This is a genomic window from Shewanella psychromarinicola (genome assembly GCF_003855155.1).
In the GTDB taxonomy this organism is placed as follows: domain Bacteria; phylum Pseudomonadota; class Gammaproteobacteria; order Enterobacterales; family Shewanellaceae; genus Shewanella; species Shewanella psychromarinicola.
The window spans coordinates 3,102,060-3,125,249 of sequence record NZ_CP034073.1; the positions used below are offsets into that span (position 1 = coordinate 3,102,060).

A 23,190-nucleotide genomic window follows, 5' to 3' on the forward strand; every position below is an offset into this window, starting at 1 on the left:
CTAACTTCCCCAAAATTTATGATGATGACCATTGTCGCTACAAAGTATAAAAGTCGCAAGGATATGATTGAAATTACAAGCCGAAATGGTTACAAAGATAAACCACCTTCAAGGATTTTTCTAACATGAATAAATTATATTTAACGATTGCGCTATGTTTAAGCTTAACGTCCAATACCAGTGTTGCGAAAGGTGATAAACCTTTTGCTATTGCAATCCATGGTGGCACCGGCACTATTTCCGCAGCCAGTCTAAGCCCTGAGCAAGAGAAAGCCATTCGCAACAAACTTAAGCAGGCAGTTGATGCTGGATATAAAGTGTTAGATAAAGGCGGCGACAGCCTCGATGCGGTGCAAGCTGCGATAAATGTGTTAGAAAATAGTTCATTGTTTAATGCTGGGGTTGGTGCTGTTTATACCTTTGATGGTGGCCATGAGCTTGATGCCTCAGTCATGGACGGTAACACTATGAATGCAGGTGCGGTTGCTGGGGTTAAACATATTAAAAACCCGATTGATTTAGCGAGAAAGGTGATGGAAAAATCACCTCATGTAATGCTTTATGGACAAGGGGCTGAAGAATTTGCGTTAACACAACAATTTAGTTTAGTGCCTAACAGTCATTTTGATACCCCACATCGTTATTCACAGTTGCTTGATGCTAAAGCGAGTATCATTGAAGCCGAGCAAAATAACGGTGGCGATTATCAGGCGTCAGTAGAACAGTTAAGTGCCAATTATAAATATGGCACAGTGGGTGCCGTAGCACTTGATAAGCAAGGTAACCTTGCTGCAGGGACATCAACCGGTGGCATGACAGCAAAACGTTTTGGCCGTATTGGTGATTCTCCGGTCATTGGCGCCGGAACCTATGCTGAAAATGGCGTCTGTGCGGTATCTGCAACAGGGCACGGTGAGTATTTTATCCGTTATCAGGTGGCGGGTGACATATGCGCTAAAGTTAAATACCAACAAGTATCGATTATTCAAGCGGCTGATGAAGTCATTAATCAACGCTTAATATCGGCTGGTGGAACTGGAGGCGTGATAGCAATTGATCAGCGTGGCAATATCGCTACGCCATTTAATACCGAAGGTATGTATCGTGCAACTCGAAGCAAAGGCCAAGCTGCGTCAATCATGATCTGGCGTGACAAGTAAGTTCTAGCTGTGATAATAAGTACCGATTAATACAATCGGTTTTATTTTCTATCCACTGGACCATTATTGACTAAACTTAATCAAGTCAGTACTTGAATGTTGATTCAATATGAATTGATTGACGAGATTTATTATGCACGTAGTCAATTAGCGTGCATTTAGGGGGTTATATGGATTCAATAAAAATTAAAGATTATATGGACAGGCATCCAGTATTATTAACTGCGGATATGTCACTGGCTATTGCAGTAGAAAAACTACTTGATAGTAAGAAAAATGGTGCGCCTGTTATTGATAATACTGGGCTATTAGTGGGCTTTTTGTCTCAACAAGATTGTTTATCTGTGATGTTAAAAAGTAGCTATCACTGTGACATGACCAGCACCGTACAAGACTGCATGAAAAGCCCTGTATTGTCTGTTACGCCCGATGAAAGCATATTGGCATTAGCCGAACAAATGTTAGGGCCTAAACCCAAGATTTACCCTGTATTGAGCGCGGGGAAAGTCATTGGTACCATTAATCGGACCAATGTGCTTAAGGCGATGAATATTTATATGCAACAGTGTTACTTATCTCCAGTCTAACAATCGTTAAAATCAATACCATTCTGCTGTTTTCCTTGCTAGGATCGCTTTTTTTGATGTAAGCAAGGGAATCAGATTTGAATTCGGACCTTCACCCGCTATCTAAGGCGTATCTCAATCTTTGTTATCAAACCGACGCGGCTAAAATTCGTCGTCGTTTGTATCGAGTCAATAAAGAAGCCGAGTCTGAAAAAAAATCCCAAACGTTAGCGCAGTTGACTGAAGCCGCGCAGCAAGCCTTCGCAAAAGCGCAACAGCGCTTACAGTCTAGACCGGTTATTGATTATCCCGATGAGCTGCCAGTTTCACAAAAACGAGATGATATTGCTTCTGCCATAGCCAATAACCAAGTGGTGATTGTGGCGGGGGAGACTGGGTCAGGTAAAACCACTCAGTTACCTAAAATCTGTCTTGAACTGGGCTTAGGGACTCGAGGCTTAATTGGCCATACTCAACCGCGTCGTCTTGCTGCACGAAGTGTCGCGAACCGTATTGCTGAAGAACTTAATAGCCCATTAGGCGATGTCGTTGGCTTTAAAGTTCGTTTTGCTGATGCCATGAGTGACAAGAGTTACATCAAACTGATGACCGACGGTATTTTGCTCGCGGAACTCACCTCGGACCGATTTTTAAACCAGTACGATGCGATTATTATTGATGAAGCGCATGAACGAAGCTTAAACATTGATTTTATTTTGGGGTATTTGAAACAGGTATTAAAAAAACGTCCAGACTTAAAAGTCATTATTACTTCCGCTACCATCGATGTAGACCGTTTTTCAAAACATTTTAACAATGCCCCTGTTATTGAAGTGTCTGGACGTACCTTTGAAGTTGAAACGCGTTATCGTCCATTAGTTCGTGATACCGATGTTGATTTAGATGTCAGTGATGGGATTTTTAGTGCCGTTGATGAGTTGATGGCAGCAGGACCTGGCGACATCTTGATATTTATGAACGGCGAGCGTGAAATTCGTGATACTGCTGATTTACTCAATAAACAACAGTATCGCGATACTGAAGTTCTACCTTTGTACGCTCGTCTTTCTTACGGTGAACAGTCTAAAGTTTTTAAAAGCCATATTGGCCGCCGTATCGTATTAGCCACCAACGTTGCCGAAACCTCATTAACCGTGCCAGGGATCCGCTTTGTTATCGATCCCGGTACCGCTCGCATTAGCCGTTATAGTTACCGTACTAAAGTGCAACGTCTACCGATAGAACCCATTTCACAAGCCAGTGCAAATCAGCGTCAAGGACGTTGTGGCCGTGTCGGACCTGGTATTTGTATTCGACTTTACGATGAAATGGATTTTATTCAGCGCCCCGAATTTACCGATCCTGAAATTTTGCGTACCAATCTTGCCTCGGTCATTTTACATATGTTGTCGATTGGGTTGGGCGATATTGGCGGATTTCCATTTATTCAGCCACCGGATCAAAAACACATTCGAGACGGTTTTTTATTGCTTGAAGAGTTACAAGCGGTTAAAAAATCTGGGGATGACTTAATCTTAACGCCATTAGGCAAAGACTTAGCCAAAATTCCCCTCGATCCGCGTTTGGCTCGAATGGTCATTGAAGCCAATAAATTGGGATGTTTACACGAAGCATTAGTGATTACTACCGGTTTGTCGATCCAAGATCCGCGAGAACGCCCCACAGATAAGAAACAAGCAGCAGACGAGTGCCATCGGCGTTATGCCGATAAAGACTCTGATTTTGCAAGTTGGGTGAAGTTATGGGATCACGTTAAAGATCAAAAAAATGAGTTGTCAGCCAGTCAGTTTAGAAAGCAATGCCGTGATGAATATCTCGCGTATTTACGCGTACGTGAATGGCAAGATCTGTATACCCAAGTAAAACAAGCAGTACATGAATTGAAATGGCGTATTAATGCAAGCGCGCCCAGTTACGAGCAATTACATAGAGCATTATTATCAGGATTGTTAAGCCATGTTGGTTTTAAAGGTGAAAATAATGAGTATTTAGGGGCCCGTAACCGTAAATTTTTCGTTTTCCCCGGTTCACCATTAGCCAAAAAAGGTCCTAAGTGGATTATGGCCGCCGAGCTCACGGAAACCTCACGTTTGTTTGCCCGTTGCTGCGCCAAAATTGATCCAGAATGGTTAGAATCACTCGCGTCTCATTTAGTGAAAAAGCAGTATCTCGAGCCCCATTTTGAAGCGAAAGCGGCCAGTGTGATCGCACTCGAAAATCAAATACTGTATGGCTTGATGATAGTCAACAGACGTCGAGTACAATATGGCCCTATTGACCCGATAGAAGCCCGAGAAATCTTTATTCACAGTGCATTAGCAGAAGGGCAGTTACAAACGAAAGAAGCCTTTTTTGTTAATAATCAAAAGCTATTGAATGACATAGAAGCGTTAGAGCACAAGTCACGTCGTAGAGATATTTTAGTCGACGAACAAGTGCTGGTGGATTTTTATGAACCCTTGATCCCGCCAGGCATTTATAACGCGCCGCTATTTTTTGCTTGGTGGAAAACAGCACGTCAACAAACACCTGACTTACTTGATTACAGCCAATCTTTATTAATGCAGCGAAGTGCCGACCATATATCTGCACTCGACTTCCCAGAAATATGGCATAAAGGTAATTTAGCCTTAACTGTCAGTTATCATTTTGAGCCGGCTAGTGTTGATGATGGTGTATCTGTGCATATTCCTGTTGCACTGATTAATCAAATTGATGACAGTGATTTTGATTGGCTCGTTCCAGGATTACGAGAAGAAAAGCTGATTGCATTGATTAAGTCACTGCCTAAAAATCTGCGGCGTAACTTTGTTCCTGCTCCGGACTATGCCCGGGCATGTTATCAAGCAATGAAACCGTTTGAGTTATCGATGCTTGATACTATGTGTAAACAATTATTGCGCATGAGCGGTGTCAGAATTTCTGCAGATGATTTTGAGTTAACTCAACTGGCAGAACACCTTAAAATAAACTTTAAAATTGAAGACGATCAAGGTCGTTTAGTCGCTCAAGGACGTGATTTAGAAGCGCTAAAAGGTCAGTTACAAGGCGTTGTGGCCAAAGCGATCCGTAAAGTGGCAGATAAAGGCATCGAGCAACATGCGATAACAACATGGTCATTTGGCGATTTACCGGTTCAATATCAACAGCGAAAAGGTAATTACGAAGTCAAAGCGTATCCGGCATTAATGGATAATAAAACCGATGTGTCGATTAAGTTATTTGATGATGAACATGAAGCTAAACGCCATCATCGAGTCGGACTGCGCCGATTATTATTGATTAATATCCCTTCGCCAGTGAAGCACTTGCAACAAGCATTGCCTAATAAGGCCAAGCTGGCGATGTACTTTAATCCGTTTGGGCAAGTGCAGATATTAATTGAAGATATTATTAATGCTGCTGTACAGCAGTTGTTAGATCAAAAACAACTCGACATTCGCAACGAGCAGCAGTTTGAACAAGCAAAAGATTGGGTCCGCCAAGAGCTTAACCCGACTGCAGAGTCTATTGCGCTAAATGTAGAGCAAATTTTGACGATTTATCAACGTATTAAAAAACGTTTGAAAGGTAAAATTAGCTTGGATATCGCGTTTGCGATGAGCGATATTCAAACTCAACTTGATAGCCTCGTTTATAAAGGCTTTGTGGACGACTGTGGCTGGCAACGGTTAACTGATGTGGGTCGTTATCTGAAAGCTATTGAAAATAGACTAGAAAAGCTGCCAGTTGACCCCGCGCGCGATCGCTTACACATGCACAGCATTGCTAAAGTACAACAGGCATTAACGGCCCAATCGGCCAAAGTGCCACGCTCACAACCCGTTCCTGAAGCCTTGATTGAAGCTCGCTGGATGATAGAAGAGTATCGGGTATCATGTTTTGCACAGGTGTTAGGCACCGCTTATCCCATTTCAGAAAAGCGTGTGTTGAATTATATCAATCAAGTGTAATCTGATGAATTGATCTTCCGCATGACGGCATAAATACAACCGAGATCACTTAGCTGATGTCGGTTTTTTATTGCTTATCCTAAATTGATAAATTATTTAGTACTTAGTCGGCATAGGGCGCTCTCTGGGTAACTATCCTCAGCTCTGGATAAGCGATGGGATAAATCGATAAAACGGGATTATTTCAAGTCGGCAATATCAAACTTACCCGTTTTTGACAACAAGGCTTTTCCCCACGTCAATAGCGAGTCGATGCAACACACAGAGTAAGGCAACAAGCTATTTGATAACCGTATATTATCCTGAACTTAACTAATATGATTGTAGGAAGAATTGTTCTGGACAACTATTCCTGTCTTGATGCTGTTGTTGGCCAACATAATGTTGAACACTTAGCGGTGTTTTTCAAGATAGTGGTTCCTGAAACTCGTATTTTAGGATCAACTCAAGCATTCCACTTTTTTTGTTACCTATCTCTTAAGGAATAACCATGATTTTAAAAATATGCCAGAAACATAAAAAACTGAGTATTTCTTTTTACTTAAACAACTAATGCAATGGGTGTGAATCATAATCTTATCAAAACAAGAGTCGGCAATTGCTGCAATAGTTCAAGACATCTCCCCCCTTTTTAATGTTCACTTTCTTGAAAAACTTTCATAAAAGTGAGTGTTTCCTTCATTTTGTGGTGTTATGTAGACTATTCGCGCAACAGAACTGAAAGTTTTTCGTAATTGCGGTTTAAATGTGATCTGACTATTGATATACTCGTTCTAAGAAGAAAGTGATTGTTACTCTTCTCTCTGTAAGGTAAATGTCATCCCCGCCCAGCATTAACAAGATGTCGTCAGTTTTTAGGATTCAACATCGTGTTTTTGTATATAAAAAGACATGCCTACACCTACAAAAAGACTTAAAAGATTGGAGTGATTATGGAAGTTCATGAATACGAAAACGCTTACTATCAAGTGAAAGATGACGTGTTAGAGTCTTTGCCTTCTGACGAAGAATAAGACCATTGAATGAGCATCTTAATGCTAAGGCTATTTAGTTCTCGCATTAAATACTTCGACACAGAAACTAAAAATAGCAGCCTAGGCTGCTATTTTTTATTGGTTATTTTTCATTGTTTGTTTGTATCAATAATGTGGATCAATAATTTTTAGCAAGAATACATAGCGTTTTATTGTCAGTACACAGTGATGATGGCTCCACTCAACCAAAGTCGTCAATATGTGCGACTTGGTACGATCCAACATTAACCTTCAATGCGACCCTTTTCAGGTAATATTTCAACAATAATCCAAGTATTACCTTTTTTATGGAGACGAATGGTGCGATCGTCAATCCATTTTTGGCCACCTTTTAGTCCTTGCATCTTAACTATTACGGTAACGTCGTCGGTAAATTTGCGGAAGAAATCGATATCAATTTCATCAATAGACATTGTGACTTGCTTCATGGATAAACCTAGTACATTCCGTTGTACTGCCGACGCAATATGGTAATGGTCAATCACATCCCAGATATCTGGAGAGACAAACTTTTTAGCTTTATCAACATCACGATCAACATAAATAGCTTCGAAGAAACCTAATGAGACCTGTTCTGGTGTGAGTTGAGGTTCGCCTAGCTCATTTGATTGGCCGCATGCACTGAGAAGGAAGAGTAGGCACAATGGGAGAAGTTTTATCAAGGTAATTTTTTTAAGCATAAATTTTTAACAGCTAATATTATTATTTTTAACCAGTATCTCGGTTTATGGCAAGTGTTACAAGGTTAAGGTCCATATAAATAATGGCACCACGAACAATTGTAGCGCAGATCATAATTTGCTTTTTGTTTTATGACTGATAGAACGTGTTTATGGAAATGATGGCGCTGTATTGAGCTATCACTCACATCACGACTAACAATAACAATAACACTATCAGGACACGACTATTCTGATCTTAATCCGTTAAAGCCCAACTCAGCAGCCTGACAGTTTTTCCATGTAATGGTCTTGATGTGCATTCACAGATTTGTTTACCTGTCAGCCCATGTTGAAGTGCAATGGGTACCTCCTTACAGGCAGATTTCAGCTTTGGCGGGCTGTGCTGAATTCCCTCATAGGACAAGGGTATTTTATACAGTAGCTTTGCGGAGCTGCGTTACATCTCGAAAATTGAACATCTACTGGGTAGTCGCGTCTTTTAGAAATAGACCCAATAAGTTAATATTTGTTCGATTGGCAGCTTAATGAGATGATTTTGATGCTAATGGCTTGACGCGGTCAAACTGGTATGTCATATATTAACAATGCACTCCATATTGAGTGACACAGGTTGAGTGACACTAACCTTAATAAAAATACAGATTGGCAATTGCTTTGCCTTATTGGTTTTCTGGTAATTACGTTATCATAAGTAATCGATAATTCCACTAATGTTATCCACAGATTCTGTGGACAACCTTGTTGACGAACCTAAGTTATTTTGCTAACCCCTTGTATCTGCGGGTTTTTTTTGTGTGGTTAAAAAGTAGCGCAGACTTATTTTGAATCGAATTTACGTGCAAAAATAAAGCCTCATTACGAGGCTTTATTTTTTGTGATGACGACAAAGATATTTACCATTTCTTTTTCGGCTGAAACAACATATCAATATCATCACCTTCTTTTTTCGGTTTTGGTGCACTCGGTTCACTACGTTTTTGAGCGCCCATTATTTCATCCAGTAGTTGTTTTGCTTCATCGACTTTACGGGCAATAAAAGGATCATTAGGCGTTTGCGCTTTAATTATGTGTAGCGTGTTTAAGGCTTTCGTGACCATTTGTTTACTAGAACCGTACTGCTTCATAAAGCAAGCTGCACGCGCCCGACTAATCATAGAGTCGACATTTATTCTTAATTGAAGGTTGTCGATACGTATTTCTTCTTCTGCAAAAATAGACGGATCAACTTTTCCCTTATTATGTTCCGCACGTAAAATGGCTTTAAGTTTTTTTAGTGTTTTTACTAATTCTAAAATTTGTCTATCATTATCAGGTAAACGAAAGCTCTCAATCGCAGGGACTTGGCTAGGTGAGTTAGACACTGAGGCTATTTGCATTTTGATGTCGGCTAGACGACGTTCATAATCAGATTTTAATTGGCCTGATGCACGAACTATAGATTGTTCTAAAGCATCTTGAATGCGGCGATAAAGCACTAACATGATATGGCTAGAAGATGGGGTCATGCCAGTGTTAGATAAGACGGCATCGGTTTCATCTATGATGGCTCGCTGACGAGAAACTTCTACTCGACGCTCGGCTTCTGCCCGCTCTTTTTGCTGTTGGACAATACTAAAGCCGATAATCAGCAATAATAGTGCGCCAATAAGAATTAATATCAAAATTAAGGACATAAACGTTCCATTTTATCTTTCATATTACATGGTAAATATAGCCAAGTAGCTATGACTAAAAGTTATTTTGATGCTGGAATAAATAGTCCTGACAAAATATCATCAAAATGATTCTATATCTTAGCGTATGTTATCGCGGCTGTCGTTGAATAATAAGTCATTTTGTTGATAATTCATTAAACAGATGAGTCACAATGTTCATCAAAAGCTCAGTCAATTAGATAGGAGGTGATTTTACTTGCTCGTTATTCCTATTTATATTACATTTCATTCATCATATAACTTTTTATCATAGTTGAACGACTGTTCTTGTTATGTAAAACAACGTTCGATTTGTTCTTGTTTACATATTTTGCAGATGAGATACGGATAAATCAAGGATAAAACCATGAAACTGCAGCAACTTAGATATATTGCAGAGGTTGTGAAACACAACCTAAATGTGTCATCAACGGCTGAGAATCTCTATACTTCACAACCTGGGATTAGTAAGCAAGTCAGAATGTTAGAAGATGAATTGGGCATTCAAATATTTGGTCGTAGTGGTAAACACCTTACTCATGTAACCCCAGCCGGTCAGCAAGTTATTGATATAGCAAATGATATACTAGGCAAAGTCGATAGTATTAAAAAGGTGTCTGAAGAATATACTAAACCGAATCAGGGCGAATTGAATATTGCTACTACGGATACTCAGGCTCGATATGCTCTGCCGCAAATTATTGGTGAATTCATCAAACGCTATCCTAAAGTGAATTTACATATGCATCAAGGCACACCTTCACAAATTAGTGAGCAAGCCGCTAGAGGTGATTCGGACTTTGCAATTGCGACAGAAGCTATGCATTTATATACCGATTTAATTATGCTGCCTTGTTATCATTGGAATCGATCAATTGTCGTGACTCGTGATCACCCGCTGGCTTCCCAATCAACAAAAGTTAGCATTGAAGATTTAGCCAAGTTTCCATTGGTGACTTATGTTTTTGGTTTTGATAAAGCGTCTGAAATTGAAAAGTCATTTAAGCGTGCTGATCTCGATCCGCGTGTGGTGTTTAGTGCCACCAGTGCCGATGTGCTTAAAACTTACGTACGTCTGGGGCTTGGGGTAGGGGTGATCGCTTCTATGGCAATCGATCCTGCTGTTGATAAAGATTTAGTGGCGATTGATGCGAGTCATCTGTTTGCTCATAGTACAACTAAAATCGGCTTTAGACGTGGTAGTTTTTTACGCAGCTACATGTATGACTTTATGCGACATTTTGCACCGCATTTAACCCGAGACGTGGTTGAAAAAGCGGTCGGGCTTCGAGATCAACAACTGATTGATGAAATGTTTGCGGACATGGTATTACCGGTACGATAGTACTGAATATCGGTAATGTGTATCGTATAAAAAACCTCGCTCATCGGCGAGGTTTTTTTATAATCAATATAAAGGCTTAATCACGGATTAATTGATATTAATCTGGCGCGTAACCCGATCCACCAATTAACTCGCTATCCAAATAGGCTTTACCATCAGTCATCGCTAAACGACCTAAGCTAAACCATTTTACCACCAGAGGATAAATAGCATGCTCTTGTTCATGAACACGCCTGGCTAATATTTCAGCATCATCTTCAGGGTAAATAGGGACTTTAGCTTGCAATATCACCGGTCCAGCATCGAGTTCAGGGATAACAAAATGCACACTAGCGCCATGTTCAGTGTCGCCTGCATCGATAGCACGTTGATGTGTATGTAATCCTGTATACTTAGGCAATAATGATGGATGAACATTAATCATTTTCCCAAGGAAATGGCGAACAAACTCATCGGTCAAAATACGCATAAAACCCGCAAGAATAATCAGATCTGGTTGGTATTTCTCTATTGTTTTTAATAAACGTGCATCGTAATCGCTGCGTACTTCATTGATATAAGGAATAACGCAACTGGTATCAATTTCGCTTTGATGAGCGCGAATTAATCCATAAGCATCCGGCTTGTTACTGATCACACCAACAACGTCAGCCTTTAGGTTATCGTCACAACCATCAATGATAGCTTGAAGATTACTGCCCTTACCGGAAATCAATACCACAACACGACAGCTTTGGGTCATTAGATGATCTCCACTTGCTCTTCGTCGCCTTGACGCGTGGCAATTTCACCTATCAACCATGCATTTTCGCCTTCTGCGGTTAATAATGCTAATGCGGCATCCACTTTGTCTGTTGGCAGCGCAATAACCATACCTACACCACAGTTAAATGTGAGGAACATTTCATGTTGTGCAATATTGCCGTTTGTCATTAACCAATCGAACACCACTGGCCATTGCCAAGAGTCACCCTTTACCACAGCTTTACAATCATCAGGAAGTACTCGTGGGATATTTTCCCAGAATCCACCACCAGTAATGTGCGCCATTGCGTGAATATCTGATTGTTCAATCAGTTTCAATAAAGGTTTAACATAAATTTTTGTCGGCTCGAGTAAATGGTCAATTAACGGCTTACCAGCAAGATCTTGTTGCGGGTCCGCTTTGCTGACTTCTAATACCTTACGGATTAACGAGTAACCGTTTGAGTGAGGACCACTTGAACCAAGCGCAATGAGTGAGTCACCCGCTTTTACTTTTGTACCATCAATGATATCTGCTTTTTCAACAACACCAACACAAAATCCGGCAAGATCGTAATCTTCGCCTTCATACATGCCGGGCATTTCAGCTGTTTCGCCACCGATTAATGCACAACCTGATTGGAAACAACCTTCTGCGATTCCACTGACAACCGAGGTCGCCGTTGCAACGTCAAGTTTACCAGTCGCGTAGTAATCGAGGAAGAAAAGCGGTTCAGCACCTGAAACAATCAGGTCGTTGACACACATAGCAACTAAATCAACGCCTACGGTGTCATGCTTTTTATAATCAATGGCTAATCTTAATTTGGTGCCAACACCATCAGTGCCAGAAACAAGTACTGGGTGTTTGTATTTAGTCGGTAATTCGCACAATGCGCCAAAACCACCTAAATTGCCCATAACTTCTGGACGACGAGTGCGTTTTACCGCTGATTTAATGTTGTTTACTAACGCATTACCTGCATCGATATCAACGCCGGCATCTTTGTAACTTAGGGGGGTAGGAGTGGTCACGGAGGATCCTCTAGGGTACATCGTTTTATGGAATTTTATGCGCCGATATTCTACCAGTTTGTGTCCCGAGTCGAAAGTCATGTTTTTACTTTATCCTATAAATAAAACGATGAATTACCTATTTTTATTGGTTTAGGTCACGATTTACTGCAATTTTGAAACTTTATGTTTTATAGATAGGATAAATCGTCTAACATTTATCAAATTTGCCTGAAATAGTCAGAAATCTAGGAGAAATAAATGAAAGTCGTTGAAGTAAAGCATCCTCTGGTTCGTCATAAAGTCGGTTTGATGCGTGAAGCGGATATCAGCACCAAACGATTTCGTGAACTTGCAACAGAAGTTGGCAGTTTATTAACCTATGAAGCCACCGCTGATTTTGAAACGGAAATGGTGACAATTGAAGGTTGGAATGGTCCGGTCAATATTGAGCAACTTAAAGGTAAAAAAGTGACTGTAGTGCCTATTTTACGTGCGGGTTTAGGCATGATGGATGGCGTACTTGAGCATCTTCCCAGTGCACGTATTTCTGTTGTCGGTATCTATCGTGATGAAGAAACACTTCAGCCTGTGCCTTATTTTGAAAAAATAGTCAGTAATGTAGACGAGCGTATCGCTTTAGTGGTTGATCCAATGTTAGCCACTGGCGGCTCAATGATTGCGACAATCGACCTGCTGAAAAAACGTGGTTGTACATCAATTAGAGCTTTAGTTTTGGTTGCTGCGCCTGAAGGCATTAAAGCCCTTGAACTAGCTCACCCTGATATTGAACTGTACACTGCAGCGATTGATGATTGCTTAAACGAGAAAGGTTATATCTTGCCAGGTTTAGGTGATGCGGGCGATAAGATATTTGGTACCAAATAATTCGTTATACGGATTGTAGATACCCAGGCTCGGTATGATTAACATCATCTGCGAGACCATAAAAACGGGAGCCTTTATTGAGGCTCCCGTTTTTATTTCTATCTTGATAAGCCGTAGCCAGCTGTTGAATGTTAAAGCACCATCGCAGCAATCCAACCAAAAACAAGCAGTGGAATATTATAGTGAATGAACGTTGGGATCACGCTGTCGCGAATATGATCATGTTGCCCATCGGCATTAAGACCTGCTGTGGGACCTAGAGTCGAATCCGATGCTGGCGAACCTGCGTCACCAAGCGCGGCAGCGGTACCGACTAGCGCAATGGTTGCCGCCACAGAAAAACCAAAACTGAGTGCTAACGGTACATAAATGGTGGCGATAATCGGAATGGTTGAAAACGAAGAGCCAATGCCCATGGTAATCAATAAGCCAACAATAAGCATCAATAATGCGGCTATTGCTTTGTTGTCACCTATCATGTCGCCTAGAGACGTCACCAGTGTGCCGACTTCCCCGGTCGACTTAACCACGGCGGCAAAACCTGCTGCTGCAATCATAATAAAGCCAATGTTGGCCATCATATGTACACCTTGGTCGAACAGGTCTTTACTCACTTCATGTTTAATAATCCCTGAAAAACGGAAAATAATAAATCCGCTTAATGCACCAAATATCATTGAATCAGTTTGTAATTGAACCACTAAAGTCACCACTATTGCTGATAATGATATCAACAGACTTTTTCGACTAATCGTGGTTGAAATGCTGTCATTTATCACAGGTTGTTCAATAATATATTGTCTAGGTTTGCGGTAACTGATAAATATCGCCGTGAGTAGACCAACAACCATGCCCATAGCAGGTAATAACATTGCCTTAGGAATTTGTTCACCGACTGCATTTAAACCATTAATGTTCAAATTTGCTAAAAGGATGTCATTGAGGAAAATTCCGCCAAAACCGATAGGTAATATCATATAAGTGGTGACCAAGCCGAACGTTAGAATACAGGCTATAAGACGGCGGTCGATATGTAGCTTGGAAATGACATGTAATAATGGTGGAATAAGGATCGGGATAAAGGCAATGTGAATAGGTAAAATATTTTGCGATGAAATAGCCATTAACAGTATTGTGACCAATAACAACCAACGTACCACTTGAGTATTACCACTATTGGGTTCTTTGCCGAGCTTTTTAATAATTGAATGGGAAATTAACGTTGTTAAGCCCGAATGTGACAATGCTGCCGCAAACGCGCCAAGCAATGCATAACTTAATGCAATTTGAGCTCCGCCGCCGAGTCCGTCATTAAAGGCTGCTATCGTTTGATGAATATCTAATCCACCGACTAAACCCGCCACAACAGCACTAATGGTTAACGAGACCACAACGTTAATTCGAATAAAGCTTAAAAAAAGCATTAAGCAAACCGCGATAACAACCGCATTCATAATTATATTTCATAAAAGTAAGTGAAGCGGCTATTCTTGACCGCCTACAGCATATTTGTCCAGCGTATATCGATTTTTTACTTATTTATGCTGATTTTTCAATCAATATTGCTTGCCGTTGTGGATAACGTTTGCCTAGGTCATGTCAGCAAATCATTTTTGTAATATTCGACAGTTATTATTTAGTGGGTCAGCATGTTTTATTTTTCAGCAGGTAAACCCATTTTCATTTGAAATAACTTATAAGTCCGCTAAATTAGATGTATGGTATACCTCTGATATAAGTCCCAACGGCATAGTCAATTGTTAAGTAGATCACAATTAGCAAGAACGCTTTACCGTTGTTGAATGTTTAAGCCATTAAATGGAGATAGATAATGAGCGTATTAGTAGGCCGTCCAGCCCCAGATTTTACCGCAGCAGCCGTTCTTGGTTCTGGTGAGATTGTTGACACATTTAACCTCGCTACCGCAATTAAAGGTAAGCCTGCGGTTATTTTCTTCTACCCACTCGATTTTACTTTTGTATGCCCATCAGAGCTAATTGCTTTTGATCACCGCATGGAAGAGTTCACCAAGCGTGGTGTTGAAGTGATTGGTGTTTCAATTGACTCACAGTTCACTCATAACGCATGGCGTAACACTCCAGTAGACAAGGGGGGTATTGGCCAAGTTAAATACACACTAGTTGCTGACGTTAAACATGAAATTTGTAAAGCATACGACGTTGAGCATCCAGAAGCTGGCGTGGCTTTCCGTGGTTCTTTCTTAGTAGACAAAGAAGGCCAAGTTCGTCACCAAGTGGTTAACGATTTACCATTAGGCCGTAACGTTGACGAAATGATCCGTATGATCGACGCTCTTCAGTTCCATGAAGAGCACGGTGAAGTTTGTCCTGCTGGCTGGTCAAAAGGCGAAAAAGGCATGACTGCTAGCACAGAAGGTGTCGCAGCATACTTAAGAGATAACTCTGACAAGCTATAATCTAGCGGATTAGAGACAATAAAAAAGCTGCTTCGGCAGCTTTTTTATTGAGTAAGATAAATATTTTATCGACGGTTCTAAGGCGATATAGCCTGCTTGAGATGCAATTGTTATCGCGCGCGGAGGTTACCTAGTATCCATTATTCGCTGGCTGGATCGCTCTTCTCTTCCACAGCGGCTAATGGCCAACCACCTAATGCTTTCCAACGATTGACGATAAGGCAAAATAATTCGGCGGTGCGTTCGGTATCATATAATGCTGAATGCGCTTCTTTGTTGTCGAAATCGATGCCAGCCATTTTACACGCTTTAGCCAATACCGTGTGCCCAATAGCAAGGCCAGCAAGTGTTGCGGTATCAAAGCTCGCAAAAGGATGAAAAGGAGATCGTTTTAAACCGTTTCGTTCTATGGCCTTGTTCACAAACCCTAAGTCAAAAGCGGCATTGTGAGCGACAATAATACTGCGATGACAATCTACTGCCTTTTGGGCTTTTTTGACTTCTTTAAAAATCTCTAACAAAGCGACTTTTTCGTCTACAGCACCACGAAGTGGGTTGGTGGGATCGATACCATTAAAAGCTAAAGATTCAGGCTCTAGGTTCGCGCCCTCAAAAGGCTCAATATGAAAATGAAGGGTTTTATCAAGTTCAATGACCCCATCACTATTCATTTTTAATAAGCTGACGGCAATTTCAAGCAACGCATCGGTATTGGCATTAAAACCCGCAGTTTCGACATCGATAACAACAGGGAAATAACCACGAAAGCGGTGTTTAAACTTGTTAGCGTCGCAAATATCAGTCATTACAGTCTTTATCCTCAATAGCTATCATTCATCGGTGCAAATGATGTAAGCCGAGTATTATGCGCAAACTCAAGCTCAGTGTCATGTTTGATTGTGGTTTTTATCATCGATTAAACATGATTGTTTACTAAAGGAACTGACTTTGTGGCCGATAGAAAGTATGTAATCAGGTATATAGGGTGTTTTTATGTGGCGAAAACTGATAATTCTCGCAAGTTTGTGTCTTTGCTCAACGGCTAATGCTGATTTGAGGCACTACGTGGCGTCGCTGGAAAACTCAGCATGGCGCATTGGTGAGAGTAATCCGATAGAGTGTCGTCTTGAACATGATATTCCTGACTATGGTCGCGCGGTGTTTACCAGTAGGGCAGGTAAAGATTTAAATTTAAACTTCACCTTAGATATGTGGCTTAAGCCTGATGCGGTGACCAAGGCAACATTAATTAGCCGAGCTCCGAGTTGGCGTCCTGGGCATAATTCCAAAGAAATCACCCAACTGACTTACAATAAGCAACTTAATGGTGAAGTACCCAAAAAAGCCGCTTGGTCGATGTTGAATGAATTGAGCCAAGGAATGGAACCCACTTTTTACTATGCTGATTGGTATAATCACAACGCTAAGATTGCAGTGGGATTGTCGTCGGCTAATTTTGGCGGTAAATATCGTCAGTTTCGCGCTTGTTTAGCTAATTTGCTGCCTTACAGTTTTGATGATATTGCTTTTACGGTATTACACTACCAAGAGGGCGGGGTCGATCTGACGCGTTTCTCTACCCACCAATTACAAAAAATACAGCGCTATTTGTCTTATGACTCCGAAGTGGAACTCGTTCTTATTGATGCTTACACTGACAGCTACGGTGGGCGCTTGGTTAACCAAAAGGTGTCAGATAAACGGGCTGACTCAGTGAAAAATATTTTAATTGCTAGCGGTATTACTAAAGATCGTATTCATACCGAGGGGCATGGCGAAAAACGTCATGTTACTGGCAATCACCTTGCTGAAGAACGTAAGATGAACCGCAGAGTTGTGATTAAAATAACCAAGCCGATATAAACCCACCTCATGTCTTATTAACTGCACTACTAATCGCAGTATTGACCCTATTTAGCCCGTAACAAGATTAGCTATCTATTTATTCAGTTGTTGTATGTATATTCCGCCACAGTATCCTCTTTTTCTCGATACCATTGAGATATAAATAATAATCAATAAACGGGTTTTCCACGCTAAGGCATTATATCAACGCTCATCAATAAGGCCTCACTCGGCGGTCATTCAACATTCGTTAGACCAAGCTAATACTAATATGAAAGAGTCATTTGCAAACGATGGTTGCTCCTTTAGAGCCTAACGAGTAAAGCGATGCAAGCGTGTCTCGTTTTCCTCCATATTGATTAGAAAGACTCAATTTTTTCTCCATTAATATGGCTTGAATTGAAATGCTCTGATTTGTTCGCTTATAAGTTTGTTTATGAAGATACTGAAAAAAAGGCAAAAAAAGACCCACTTAATCCAAGTGGGCTAAATAATTTGCAATCAACAAATTTAAGGAAGGAAGTCAAACATAAGAACGAAGGATAACTGAAGTATTGGGTTACATCAGTTTGGCGTTCTTGGTTTTCAACATCTAAATCAGATGTGTCCTGAAAACAAGGTCATAGTAGAATGAATACACTCATCTGGCAAACTAGAAAAAATACGCATTATGATTAGTAAAACTAATGCTTTTTAGTGATCTTAATATGGTTTTTATACGCTGAACGGCTTATATAGTGGTTTTTTAGTTTGTTATATACATTTAATGCATAATTATTCGGATTAGTTAATTTTAAAACAATATTATTTAACAAATAGAATATATCTTGCTGTGACATAAAGCATGTTTATCTTCTTGATGTTGATAAATATGGCTCTTAACCAAGGTGAACATCATCAAGCTACTTATATCTGAAACAGAATAAACTCCGAAAATGTCTTTATGAGGCTAAGTTCATATCCAGTGATAAACGCGCTGAATAATCTCCCTTCTTGAATCACTGAAGACTTGATTACTGACAACGTAAGCATCCAATATTATTAGATGATATTTTATTCATGTTTACATTTTACAGGGCGTGGGATGATAAGTTACAGTGCGCGGTTTACGTTCACCTTGGCCGCGTTGCTTTTAAGGCTTTTTTAGGTTTTTAAGTGGCTAGAACTAGGCCGTTGTCACCAATAAATGTTTTATTTGTATGCCATGTTTTGTTTAATAGGTCGTTAATTTTTTTGGAAAATACATTAATAAAGCTTCATCTCTTACAGTTTCTGAGGTTTTTCGTGTGTTTAAGCGCATTTTGAGCAAAATAAAGTCTGCTTTTCACTTAGTACATTATTCACAAGCGTGTTGGTACTCGGTATAGTAAGCCAACTTTTACAACCTAAAAATTGATGTTCAAATTATGTTTGTTTGGCCTATTTCAGTCTATTACGAAGATACCGATGCGGGTGGTGTTGTGTATCATTCGAATTACTTAAAATTTTTTGAACGAGCTCGTACTCAATGGTTAAAAGCACTGGGTGTCCGCCAAGCAGAACTGTTGGCAGAAGATATTGCTTTTGTCGTTAAACATGTAGAAATAGATTTTCGTAAAGCGGCAAAGTTTGAACAGGATTTAGTTGTTGAATCCAAGGTTATAGAATTAAAAAAAGTGTCGTTGGTATTTCACCAGCGCCTAGTTGATCATCAAGGTGATTGCTATTGTGAAGCGACAGTGGTTGTTGCGTGTATATCTTTATCACGTATGCGTCCCCGCGCTATTCCCCTAAATATTGTTCAGGAGTTTGACAGTGCACGCTGAAATTTCATTTATTGGTTTGTTTTTAGAAGCCAGTGTGTTGGTAAAGTTAGTTATGCTGACCTTGTTGGCATTATCGATTGCCTCATGGGCCGTGATCCTTCAACGCAATAAATTATTAACTTCAGCAAGAGTTAAATCATTACGTTTTGAAGACACTTTCTGGTCTGGTGTTGATTTAAATCGTCTTTATAAAGAATTGATTGCACGTGGTAGTGCTATCTCTGGTTTAGAAGCCATGTTTGTGGCGGGTTTCAAAGAATATACTCGTTTGAGTAAAGTAAACAGTAAAGCTCCACAAGCCGTTATGGATGGAACATCTCGAGCAATGCGAGTGAGTTTGTCGCGAGAAATGGAAAAACTTGAAAACAATTTGCCTCTATTGGCAACAATTGGTTCAACCAGCCCATACATTGGTTTATTTGGTACCGTTTGGGGAATTATGAATTCCTTTATCGCACTGGGTTCGGTAGAAAATGCCACGTTAGCTATGGTTGCACCGGGTATTGCTGAAGCACTCATTGCAACGGCAATGGGTTTGTTTGCTGCTATTCCAGCCGTAATTGGTTATAACCGTTTTACAACGCAAGTTGATAAAATTGAAATGACTTATGCTAACTTTATGGAAGAATTCTCCAACATATTGCAACGTCAAGCATATAGCGAGAAGGAAGCCGTTTAATGTATCAGCGTAAACGTCATCGTCCAATTGCAGAAATCAACGTTGTACCTTATATCGATGTCATGTTGGTGTTGTTGATTATTTTTATGGTGACAGCGCCAATTGTTTCGCAAGGGGTTAAAGTAGAATTACCTCAGGGTAATGCGGAATCGTTACCACCTGATAGTAAGCCTCCAATCGTGGCATCAATTGACGCTGCTGGGCAATACTTTTTGAATACTGGTAGTAGCTCTAACTCTCAAGCGATGGACATAGAGCAAGTCTCTACGGAAGTCGGAGCATTAATTCAGCTTGAACCATTAAGACCCGTGGTAGTCAAAGCTGACCGCACCATACCTTATGAAAGCGTTATTCAATTAATGATTAGTTTGCAAGGTGCTGGTGTGCCAGCCGTTGGGTTAATGACTGATTCACCGAAGGAGAAATAGGTGGCTGGAAAATCAGATTTAACCGTACCCGTTTCTATTTCTGCCGGTATTCATATTGGGTTTATTGTCATCCTTGCTCTAGGCATTAGTTTTGATGATAAGCCCAAGCAAATGCAAACTGCAGCGGCAAGTGCGCCGGCCATGCAAGCTATTGTGATTGATCAACAGAAAGTAAATGATAGAGTTGAGCAATTAAAGAAGCAAAAACAAGATGTGGCTAATCAAGAAAAGGTACGTCAAGCTGAGTTAGAACGTAAAGCATTGGAAGCGCGTCGCGAGCGTGAACGCGAGCAAGACAAAATTAAGACATTAGAGATCCAGCGTAAACAAAAAGAGCAGGAAACTCAAAAGGCCAATGATGCGGCGAAAGCGGCTCAGGCAAAACAACGGCTTGAAAAAGATCGGGCAGACAAAGCTGAAGTTGTGCGTAAGCAGAAAGAGCAGGAACAAAAAGTTGCAGAAGATGCCGCCAAGCTAGCGTCTGAAAAACGTAAGCAAGAAGAGGCTGCTGCGAAAAAAGCTCAACAAGAACGTCAACGAGCTGATGATGAACGTAAACGCAAAGAAGAAGCTGAGCGTAAACGCAAAGCCGAAGCCGACACTAAAGCGCGTCAAGAGCGTGAAATGGCAGAGGCAATGTCTGCAGAACAAGACTCGCTTTCTAAAACGCGTAATAGGCAAGTGTTGTCAGAAGTCGATAAGTATAAAGCCATGATTATTGCCACTATTCAACGTAACTTAGTAGTTGATGAATCAATGCGTGGTAAAAGCTGCCGGGTATTTATTCGTTTAGCGTCTGATGGCTTTGTTACTACAAGCCAAACGTTGGACGGTGATCAGGTAGTTTGTCGAGCGGCCAAAGCGTCTATAAATAAAGCTGGACGGTTACCCGTATCGCCTGAACCGGCTGTTTATCAGCAATTAAAAGAAATTAATTTAACTGTTTCACCGGAATTTAATTAAGATCAATGGTATTTAATGATGGAATTGAGTAAAAGGAGTCCCATGAAAAATTTGGCTAAATGGCTAACACTGGTATTGATAGTGTTAACTACTCCCGCGCGCGCAGCGTTAGAGATTGTGATTACTGAAGGGGTTGATGCCGCGAGACCCATTGCCGTAGTTCCTTTTGTTTGGCAAGGACAAGGGCCTGCTCCAGAATCTATTTCTGATGTGGTCGCATCTGATTTGGCTCGCAGTGGTACATTTAAAACGCTTGATGTGCGTGCATTGCCACAGTCAACTATTTCTTCAGTAAACGGTTTTACGGCTCAGAGCTGGGCTAATGTAGAAGCTGAAGCAGTTGTTGTTGGCTCGGTTAAACCCTATGGCGCTGATAAATATTTAGTGAGTTTTGAGTTGATTGATTTAGTCAAAGCACAGCTTCAAGCGGGAAAAGGGCCTCAGAATAACAGTGAGTTATTGCTTGAAAGTCGTGAAACCGTTATCAGTGCAAACCAATTTAGACAATATGGTCACCGTATAAGTGATATTGTTTATGAAAAACTCACGGGGATCCGTGGTGCGTTTTTAACTCGTATTGCGTATGTTGTGGTTAAACAAGGTCAAAAAGCACCTTACCATCTTATGATTGCTGATTATGATGGTTATAATGAACAAATGTTATTACGTTCACCAGAGCCATTGATGTCACCGGCTTGGTCTCCAGATGGACGTCGTTTAGCCTATGTGAGTTTTGAAAATAGAAAAGCCGAAATTTTTGTTCAAGACATCTATAGCCAAACTCGTACTCTGGTGAGTAGTTTTGATGGCATTAATGGCGCGCCAGCATTTTCTCCCGATGGCAAAAAGTTAGCGGTTACATTGTCAAAGGATGGTCAGCCAGAAGTTTATGTCGTCGATATTGCTACCAAGACAACTCGACGCATTACAGAACATTACGCAATTGATACTGAACCTTCTTGGTTCCCAGACGGCAAATCAATTTTATTTACTTCTGAACGTGGTGGTAAGCCGCAGTTATATCGCGTAAGTTTAGATACAAATAAAGTCTCGCGTATGACTTTTGAAGGAGAATGGAACCTAGGTGGTTCAATTACCCCAGACGGTCGTAGTATGATTTTTGTAAACCGTACTAACGGTAAGTTCCATATTGCTCGAATGGATCTTGCAACACGCTTTATGCAGGTGCTTTCATCAACTCAACTTGATGAATCGCCAAGTGTTGCCCCTAATGGCACTATGGTTATCTACGGTACAACCCATCAAGGTAAACAAGTGTTAGCTGCTGTTTCTATGGATGGCAGATTTAAAGCAAGATTGCCTGTCGGCCAGGGCGAGGTGAAGTCACCAGCATGGTCTCCGTTTCTCTAAATAGATATTGATAAGGATTTAAAATGGATCTGAATAAGTTGTTTAAAGCTATGTTGGTTGCAGTTCCGCTTATGGCACTGGGTGCCTGTAGTTCAACTTCAGACTCGGAAACTGATGCTAGCGGTTCTATGAGTGGTACTGGTAGTGAATATGGTGCTGGTGGTGTTGAAACTGGTGGTGTAGCACCTGTGCTAAGTTCTGCAGAACAGCAGCGTTTAAAAGAACAGGAATTACGTCGTCAAAATATCATTTACTTTGATTTTGACCGCAGTGAAGTTCAAAGCGAAAATGCTGAAATTCTTCAAGCACACGGTAATTATTTAGTTGGAAACCCAAATGTTCGTGTTTTGATCGAAGGTCATGCCGATGAACGTGGTACTCCTGAATACAACATTGCACTAGGTGAGCGACGTGGCAAAGCGATTGCAAAGTATTTGCAGAGTATGGGCGTACAGCCTAGCCAAATGAGCGTAGTCAGTTATGGCGAAGAAAAGCCATTAGATTATTCTCGTAGCGATACTGGTTTTGGTAAAAACCGTCGTGGTGTGTTAGTTTACTAA

Annotated in this window: 19 protein-coding genes; 13 read left to right on the plus strand and 6 right to left on the minus strand. The window is 40.7% G+C overall.

What is annotated here, in order from left to right; translation table 11 throughout:
- The first annotated feature begins 125 nt into the window (after positions 1–125).
- From EGC80_RS13640 to hrpA, 3 genes are all read left to right on the plus strand, one after another.
- A complete protein-coding gene (locus EGC80_RS13640) occupies positions 126–1,160 on the plus strand; it encodes an isoaspartyl peptidase/L-asparaginase family protein (protein WP_124014105.1) in 1,035 nt (344 codons plus the stop codon).
- A gap of 170 nt (positions 1,161–1,330) precedes the next feature.
- Positions 1,331–1,747 (plus strand): CBS domain-containing protein, encoded by a 417-nt coding sequence (locus EGC80_RS13645; RefSeq protein WP_124014104.1) that lies wholly within the window; start codon positions 1,331–1,333, stop codon positions 1,745–1,747.
- Positions 1,748–1,824: 77 nt separating this feature from the next.
- Entirely contained in the window at positions 1,825–5,700 is a 3,876-nt protein-coding gene (hrpA, locus tag EGC80_RS13650; protein WP_124014103.1) for an ATP-dependent RNA helicase HrpA, read from the plus strand.
- 1,258 nt (positions 5,701–6,958) lie between these two features.
- Here hrpA and EGC80_RS13655 read toward each other — a convergent pair.
- Positions 6,959–7,414 carry a hypothetical protein gene (locus EGC80_RS13655; protein WP_124014102.1) on the minus strand — a complete coding sequence of 152 codons (456 nt, stop codon included), beginning with the start codon at positions 7,412–7,414 and terminating at the stop codon, positions 6,959–6,961.
- Between the two features lie 896 nt (positions 7,415–8,310).
- Positions 8,311–9,090 carry a hypothetical protein gene (locus EGC80_RS13660; RefSeq protein WP_124014101.1) on the minus strand — a complete coding sequence of 260 codons (780 nt, stop codon included), beginning with the start codon at positions 9,088–9,090 and terminating at the stop codon, positions 8,311–8,313.
- Positions 9,091–9,478: 388 nt separating this feature from the next.
- Between EGC80_RS13660 and cysB the strand changes: the two genes are divergently transcribed.
- Positions 9,479–10,456 carry an HTH-type transcriptional regulator CysB gene (cysB, locus tag EGC80_RS13665; protein WP_124014100.1) on the plus strand — a complete coding sequence of 326 codons (978 nt, stop codon included), beginning with the start codon at positions 9,479–9,481 and terminating at the stop codon, positions 10,454–10,456.
- A gap of 97 nt (positions 10,457–10,553) precedes the next feature.
- Here cysB and purN read toward each other — a convergent pair whose 3' ends face one another.
- Together purN and purM are read right to left on the minus strand one after the other, a co-directional pair.
- Positions 10,554–11,198, minus strand: coding sequence for a phosphoribosylglycinamide formyltransferase (gene purN / locus EGC80_RS13670; RefSeq protein WP_124014099.1), 645 nt, complete (start codon positions 11,196–11,198; stop codon positions 10,554–10,556).
- Positions 11,198–12,235 carry a phosphoribosylformylglycinamidine cyclo-ligase gene (gene purM, locus EGC80_RS13675; protein WP_101030538.1) on the minus strand — a complete coding sequence of 346 codons (1,038 nt, stop codon included), beginning with the start codon at positions 12,233–12,235 and terminating at the stop codon, positions 11,198–11,200. Before purM ends, purN begins: the two co-directional genes overlap by 1 nt.
- Positions 12,236–12,475: 240 nt before the next feature.
- Between purM and upp the strand changes: the two genes are divergently transcribed.
- On the plus strand, positions 12,476–13,102 hold the full coding sequence (gene upp, locus EGC80_RS13680) for a uracil phosphoribosyltransferase (protein WP_124014098.1): 627 nt from the start codon (positions 12,476–12,478) through the stop codon (positions 13,100–13,102).
- 131 nt (positions 13,103–13,233) lie between these two features.
- On the opposite strand, the gene EGC80_RS13685 is transcribed toward upp, so the two are convergent.
- A complete protein-coding gene (locus EGC80_RS13685) occupies positions 13,234–14,556 on the minus strand; it encodes a Na+/H+ antiporter family protein (RefSeq protein ID WP_124014097.1) in 1,323 nt (440 codons plus the stop codon).
- A 377-nt stretch (positions 14,557–14,933) separates the two neighbouring features.
- Here EGC80_RS13685 and EGC80_RS13690 point away from each other — a divergent pair, with 377 nt between their 5' ends.
- Positions 14,934–15,539: a peroxiredoxin gene (locus EGC80_RS13690; RefSeq protein ID WP_101030547.1), complete on the plus strand. Its 606-nt coding sequence runs from the start codon at positions 14,934–14,936 to the stop codon at positions 15,537–15,539.
- Positions 15,540–15,679: 140 nt separating this feature from the next.
- On the opposite strand, the gene rnt is transcribed toward EGC80_RS13690, so the two are convergent.
- The gene (gene rnt / locus EGC80_RS13695; protein WP_101030551.1) at positions 15,680–16,345 is read right to left on the minus strand and encodes a ribonuclease T; all 666 of its coding nucleotides are present in this window, start codon (positions 16,343–16,345) and stop codon (positions 15,680–15,682) included.
- A gap of 187 nt (positions 16,346–16,532) precedes the next feature.
- Between rnt and EGC80_RS13700 the strand changes: the two genes are divergently transcribed.
- From EGC80_RS13700 to pal, 7 genes are all read left to right on the plus strand, one after another.
- The gene (locus tag EGC80_RS13700) at positions 16,533–17,402 is read left to right on the plus strand and encodes a flagellar protein MotY (protein WP_124693488.1); all 870 of its coding nucleotides are present in this window, start codon (positions 16,533–16,535) and stop codon (positions 17,400–17,402) included.
- Positions 17,403–18,787: 1,385 nt separating this feature from the next.
- The gene (ybgC, locus tag EGC80_RS13705) at positions 18,788–19,189 is read left to right on the plus strand and encodes a tol-pal system-associated acyl-CoA thioesterase (protein WP_101030557.1); all 402 of its coding nucleotides are present in this window, start codon (positions 18,788–18,790) and stop codon (positions 19,187–19,189) included.
- Complete coding sequence (gene tolQ, locus EGC80_RS13710; protein ID WP_101030561.1) at positions 19,179–19,868, plus strand: protein TolQ; 690 nt, start codon at positions 19,179–19,181, stop codon at positions 19,866–19,868. The genes ybgC and tolQ overlap by 11 nt, the downstream gene beginning before the upstream one ends.
- Positions 19,868–20,296, plus strand: coding sequence for a protein TolR (gene tolR, locus EGC80_RS13715; RefSeq protein ID WP_101030564.1), 429 nt, complete (start codon positions 19,868–19,870; stop codon positions 20,294–20,296). The genes tolQ and tolR overlap by 1 nt, the downstream gene beginning before the upstream one ends.
- Positions 20,297–21,259, plus strand: a complete 963-nt coding sequence (tolA, locus tag EGC80_RS13720; protein WP_101030567.1) for a cell envelope integrity protein TolA — start codon at positions 20,297–20,299, stop codon at positions 21,257–21,259.
- 42 nt (positions 21,260–21,301) lie between these two features.
- Positions 21,302–22,630, plus strand: coding sequence for a Tol-Pal system beta propeller repeat protein TolB (gene tolB, locus EGC80_RS13725; protein ID WP_124014095.1), 1,329 nt, complete (start codon positions 21,302–21,304; stop codon positions 22,628–22,630).
- A 23-nt stretch (positions 22,631–22,653) separates the two neighbouring features.
- On the plus strand, positions 22,654–23,190 hold the full coding sequence (pal, locus tag EGC80_RS13730; protein WP_101030573.1) for a peptidoglycan-associated lipoprotein Pal: 537 nt from the start codon (positions 22,654–22,656) through the stop codon (positions 23,188–23,190).